8 protein-coding genes are annotated in these 5378 nt (G+C 34.5%); 6 read left to right on the top strand and 2 right to left on the bottom strand.

Annotation, left to right across the window (positions count from 1 at the left end; genetic code table 11):
* The 6 genes from LY11_RS26200 to LY11_RS27355 form a co-directional block, all read left to right on the top strand.
* The coding region (locus LY11_RS26200) for an integrase core domain-containing protein (protein WP_146610802.1) at positions 1 to 271 on the top strand (271 nt) is incomplete at its 5' end.
* Between the two features lie 408 nt (positions 272 to 679).
* On the top strand, positions 680 to 1549 hold the full coding sequence (gene yhdJ, locus LY11_RS26195) for an adenine-specific DNA-methyltransferase (protein ID WP_111636526.1): 870 nt from the start codon (positions 680 to 682) through the stop codon (positions 1547 to 1549).
* Positions 1527 to 2645, top strand: a complete 1119-nt coding sequence (locus tag LY11_RS26190; protein WP_111636525.1) for a restriction endonuclease — start codon at positions 1527 to 1529, stop codon at positions 2643 to 2645. Before yhdJ ends, LY11_RS26190 begins: the two co-directional genes overlap by 23 nt.
* A 433-nt stretch (positions 2646 to 3078) precedes the next feature.
* A complete protein-coding gene (locus LY11_RS27005; protein WP_211321667.1) occupies positions 3079 to 3345 on the top strand; it encodes a transposase in 267 nt (88 codons plus the stop codon).
* A gap of 304 nt (positions 3346 to 3649) precedes the next feature.
* The gene (locus LY11_RS27000) at positions 3650 to 4039 is read left to right on the top strand and encodes a DDE-type integrase/transposase/recombinase (RefSeq protein ID WP_211321666.1); all 390 of its coding nucleotides are present in this window, start codon (positions 3650 to 3652) and stop codon (positions 4037 to 4039) included.
* Between the two features lie 7 nt (positions 4040 to 4046).
* Entirely contained in the window at positions 4047 to 4196 is a 150-nt protein-coding gene (locus tag LY11_RS27355; protein WP_211321665.1) for an integrase core domain-containing protein, read from the top strand.
* A 37-nt stretch (positions 4197 to 4233) separates the two neighbouring features.
* On the opposite strand, the gene LY11_RS26180 is transcribed toward LY11_RS27355, so the two are convergent.
* Both LY11_RS26180 and LY11_RS26170 read right to left on the bottom strand, forming a co-directional pair.
* The gene (locus LY11_RS26180) at positions 4234 to 4368 is read right to left on the bottom strand and encodes an integrase core domain-containing protein (protein ID WP_111636524.1); all 135 of its coding nucleotides are present in this window, start codon (positions 4366 to 4368) and stop codon (positions 4234 to 4236) included.
* Between the two features lie 707 nt (positions 4369 to 5075).
* A partial coding sequence (locus LY11_RS26170) for an IS3 family transposase (protein WP_146610862.1) occupies positions 5076 to 5378 on the bottom strand: 303 nt, incomplete at its 5' end.

Genomic DNA, 5378 nt, shown 5'->3' with positions numbered 1-5378 from the left:
CCAGCATGGTGAAGCTTATGAAAATCCAATTGCTGAAAGGATAAATGGTATTCTAAAAACTGAATTTAAACTAAGCAGGATATTCAAATCCCGAACTGAAGCATTATTCGCAGTAAAAACAGCAATAGAAGCCTACAATAATATTAGACCACATATGAGTTGTAGTTTTCTAACTCCAGAAGTTGCTCATCAAACTACTGAACCATTGATAAAATACTGGAAAAATACCAGAAAGAAAAAAGTGCCAGATGTAGTTACAATCAAATCATAATGTATAGTTTTAAGTAGAAATATTCACTCTTCAAAACTGTAAACTAAAAACCGGACAAGACCTAGTGTAAAGCTATTTAAGGACAAGACAATTTTAACTGATGGTAGGAGGATAGATGTTTCTGATAGTGTTTATATGAGTAGTTTGAAGGTGTAAATAGGGAAAAAGAGCGTATAAAAGAGGGTTTGTATGCTCTTTTATTTTTTGGTTGATTATTATTTTCCTCGCATATTTGATTTGAAGCAGAGAAAACAAATTTTTATGTGAGTACGTTTAAACTTTACTCTGGCAATGTACATTCTAATGGCCTAACTCTAACAGAATTTGTTTAATTTTGTTCCAAATTCTGCAAATCTATTAAGAGATAGCTTGCATACATACATATTTTTTTAAAATATTCAAGTTTACATGCCTGTAAGAGCTTATAATACAGATAATCATACAATTCTCCATGGAGACGTCTTAGAGTCACTTGACTTAATAGAAGACGAGAGTGTTGATCTAATTTTTGCTGATCCACCGTATAATATAGGCAAAGATTTTGATGGAGTAAAGGATAAGTGGGATAGCGAAACAGACTATTTAGACTGGTGCTATAAATGGCTAAATATGTGTTTACAAAAACTTAAACCAAATGGGTCATTCTATGTGATGACTTCTACCCAATTTATGCCATACTTCGACATCTTTCTTCGAAATAAGTTAACAATCTTGTCTCGAATAGTATGGTCATATGACAGCTCTGGGGTTCAGGCTAAACAATTTTATGGGTCAATGTATGAACCTATTCTTTTTGGAGTTAAAAATAAATCTAATTACACTTTTAATGCACAAGATATACTGGTTGAAGCGAAGACAGGATCAAAAAGAAAGTTAATTGATTATAGAAAGAATCCTCCACAAGTTTACAATTCATCTAAAGTGCCTGGAAATGTCTGGGATTATAATAGAGTAAGATATAGAATGGATGAATTTGAAGATCATCCCACACAAAAACCAGTCGCTCTCCTAGAGAGAATTATACTAGCAAGCAGTAATGAAAATGATTTAATATTGGATCCTTTTTCTGGATCATTTACTACCTGCTATGTTTCAAAAAAATTAAATAGAAGATCAATAGGAATTGAGTTGCAGGAAAAGTATTTAAAGATAGGTCTTAGAAGGGTTGAAATCCCTTCGTCTTATTGCGATTTAGAACTACAGAAAGAACCAAAAACTTACCAAATCAAAAAAAACAACACTCTAGAGCTATTCGATGGAACACCAATTCACAAGTAATATTAATGAAATTCTAAAAAAGAATTTCCCTCATAATTATGAAGATATATTTAAAGATAGTTATATACTTCAATATCTAAATGTTAAAACAAAATCCGCAAATAGTGGATCTAAAGCAAGGGGAAGTTTTGCTAACCTATATGCTATTTATGTTTTAGTTGAGGATTACATAAAGCAAGGATTTCATGTTAATGATGGCTATAAGAAATCTAATGGCTCGCAATTTAAACATTTATTCAATAGACAAAGACAGCTCCCTTTTGGGGCAAATTTACAGAATCATGCTTTAAATAATAGGCTTAATTCGGAGTTTCAAAAGTATTTTCCTATACAGGAAACCCCACCAATTCTGAGGGTTTCCGAAAAATATTGGATTAATGAAGACTTGTTGAAAATCACATTTAGTCATACTATATTTAATATTGCTGAAAGTATTATAGAAATAATTGATCAATATATAAAAACTAAGAGTAATGCTCTAGATCTATTTATATCTACATGTATAGACTTACAAGGTATTGACGCGGATAATGACAATGCAGTAAGGTTATTTGTAATGTCTCAATTATCTCCTAATGTTGATGCCAGACTATTTGAAATTGTGAGTTATGCGATCTTAAAGCATTATTATATTGACACTACAATTTATTGGGGCTACAATTCTGATAATTTAAACGAGGAGAAACTAACTTTATATAAGACAGGCAGAACAAATGCAAATGATGGAGGGATTGATTTTGTTATGAAGCCACTTGGTAGGTTTTTTCAAGTGACAGAAACTTTGGATTTCAAGAAGTATTTTCTGGATATTGAAAAACTACAAAAATATCCTATAACTTTTGTTATTAAGTCAGAAGCCGAAGTAGATAAATTGCATGCTAAAATCTATGATGATGCTTTGAAAAACTATCCTGTGGAAGCTGTGGTAAAAAAGTACATGGAATGTATTGAAGAGTTAATTAACATACCGATTTTACTTGACTTTTTTAATAAGTCAATCGAGTTAGGCCATATAAGATCAATTTTAAATGAAATAATCCTGCAAAGTAAATTTGAATTTAATTATGAAGAAATAGCAACATTGAAAGATGTCTAAAGTGAATTAGATTTTGGGAGAGGTGACATTGTTTTAGGAAAACAACTTACAAATGGAGTTGTTTTCCTAATTTAAAGTTTCTAGGACCTTGCCGGACTTAAATGAATGCAATAAATATTATCTTTAACACGTGAAACGATTTTAGGGAGCGATACGAGAACAATGCTTATTAATGCTTTATGATTTATCGGACTGCTTGCCAAAAGCCCATCTTGCCCGGTTCCGATAGTTTAGATAACGGATAAAGTGGATCTCAGCAATTTTTATCGTCAGTATAAGGGCAGTATCTAATAAACTTTATATATGGGATTTGAGATAAAACTTAGATTCCCTTTTTTTTAAAAATTAGAGAAAGAGATTTAAAGGATGCTGTAACCCCTCCTAAAAATCGGACTGTATAAAAGGCGAAAATTCGTAACTTTAAAACAGGAAGATGAAAAAGTCAGTAATTAGTGAAAGCCAGATCGTGGCAGCAATCAAGGAACAAGAGTCGGGTAAAAAGGTGGCAGATATCTGCCGTGATTTGGGGATACATCACGCCACATTTTATAACTGGAAGAAAAAGTATTCTGGAATGGATAATCAGGAGCTACGCCGTTTGAAGGAATTAGAGGAAGAAAACCGCAGACTTAAGCATATGTATGCTGAATTGGCCTTGGATAATAAGATTCTGAAAGACGTTCTTTCAAAAAAGTTTTAAAGCCCTGCCAGCGTAAAAACATGGGTGCCTATGTGGTGGAATACCATCAGATTAGCATCAGCAGGGCTTGTCGTGTAGCTTCTCTACCGAAATCCATGTATTACTATAAATCTAGAAAGGATGATTCAGAAACGATTACAAAGCTTTAGGAATTGGCTGGATCTTATCCAACCGAAGGTCAAGATTTATATTATGGGCGAATTAGAACGGAGGGATATAAATGGAATTATAAGCGTGTGAGACGGGTGTATCTACTTCTGAGCTAAATCAGAGAAGAAAAGCGCGCAAACGTTTACCGAAGCGTGTGAAAAATCCGCTGGCGCGTCCGTTAGCCCCGCTGGAGTTGTGGTCTATCGACTTTATGAGTGACGTGCTTACCAATGGACGGAAATTCAGAACGCTAAATGTAATAGATGATTATAGCCGGGAGGCTATTGCCATTGAAGTTGCCCATTCAATGCCTGCCATGCGGGTAACAGAACTATTAGAACGAATAATTCAAGAGCAAGGAAAGCCAAAAAGCATCAGGACTGACAATGGTCCGGAATTTATAAGCAAGGAATTTAATACCTGGTGCAAAGGGAATAATATTAAAATCCAATATACTCAACCAAGTAGGCCGATGCAGAATGGATATATAGAACGTTTTAACAGAAGCTTCAGGGAAAGCGTTCTTAACGCATATTTATTTTGAAGATATAATGCAAATACAAATATTAGCTGAAGAATGGGTAAAGGATTATAATTCTAAGAGACCACATGAAGCATTAGATGGTAAAACGCCGTTAGAATATAGAGCACAATGGAGCCTCAGCATGGAGTCAGCCCCTGCGGAGCTGACTCCATGCTGAGGGATGAAAATAATATATAAATTTGAATTCTCGCCTCCTAAGCCGGTTCGAAAAAAGGGAGGGTTACACATTCATCTCTGAATTTGCCATTGAAAGATTCAACGTACGGATTATCAGTGGATTTTTTTGGTCTTGAAAAGTCAAGGGTTATCTGGCTCTGGTAGGCCCACATGTCTACATCCCTAGATATAAATTCACTCCAGTTATCACACTACATTCTTTTGGGAAAACATCCTTCCACCAGACTTGCTCTGGTCAATTTGCATATATCAATCTATAGCGGGACACCTGTATCGGTGATGCCGGGCCAATTAAACAAAGCAGTATTTTACAGTAAACGAAACTGTAGAGTATTGCCGGCCACCGCAAAGACATGTTAGATATTCAGAAGAACTTTATGCTGATGATAAATTGAGGCAACAAGCCGAAGCAAGTAGTATTGAGAACTTCAAATTCGGTTTTGATGATATTTATATGGATAAGGCCATTATTAGAATGTAGCAAAGCCAAGATATCTTTTCGAAAATGATGGATGATAAAGAATTTGGGGGTATTGTAAGGAATTACATGTGAAAGAAAGTTTAAGATAGGTTTAATCAAGCTACTTAATTTTCTTATTGATTTCAGTATTGGAGCCTTATTTGTATATTCCTATGTAACTGCTTTCTCCCATTGACATAAAATAATTAAAAGAGATCTCACTAACATTGAGAAGATTTTTAAATTAACTTCATCTTTTTTAGTAGACGCTCAGCCGAATTAATCATTGACAATTGTTCCGATTGATGAATTATTGCATTTGTAACTACGTCTCGAAAATGATCTGCTTTCACTTTTCCTTTTAAATCTTGGAATTGCAACATTAAAGTTGACATTTAGTTAAGCGGCAATATTTTGTTTATTTAAGTTTCTACCAAATTCTTCTGGGGACAAGTACCCCAGTGTAGAATGTAATCTTTTACGGTTATACCAAGTCTCTATATATTCAAAAACGATGAGTGCTGCCTGCTCTTTGTCTGTGAACTTATGCTGATACACACATTCAGCTTTGAGCGTCTTGAAGAAGCTCTCCGCTACTGCGTTGTCCCAGCAATTTCCTTTTCTGCTCATGCTTCTGATGATCAAAGGATTTTTTTCCAGTAAGCATCTGAATTCGTTGCAAGCGTACTGAACTCCGCGGTC

Source organism: Pedobacter cryoconitis (genome assembly GCF_003259615.1).
GTDB classification, from domain to species: Bacteria; Bacteroidota; Bacteroidia; order Sphingobacteriales; family Sphingobacteriaceae; genus Pedobacter; species Pedobacter cryoconitis.
This window is presented reverse-complemented; position numbering and strand designations above follow the sequence as displayed.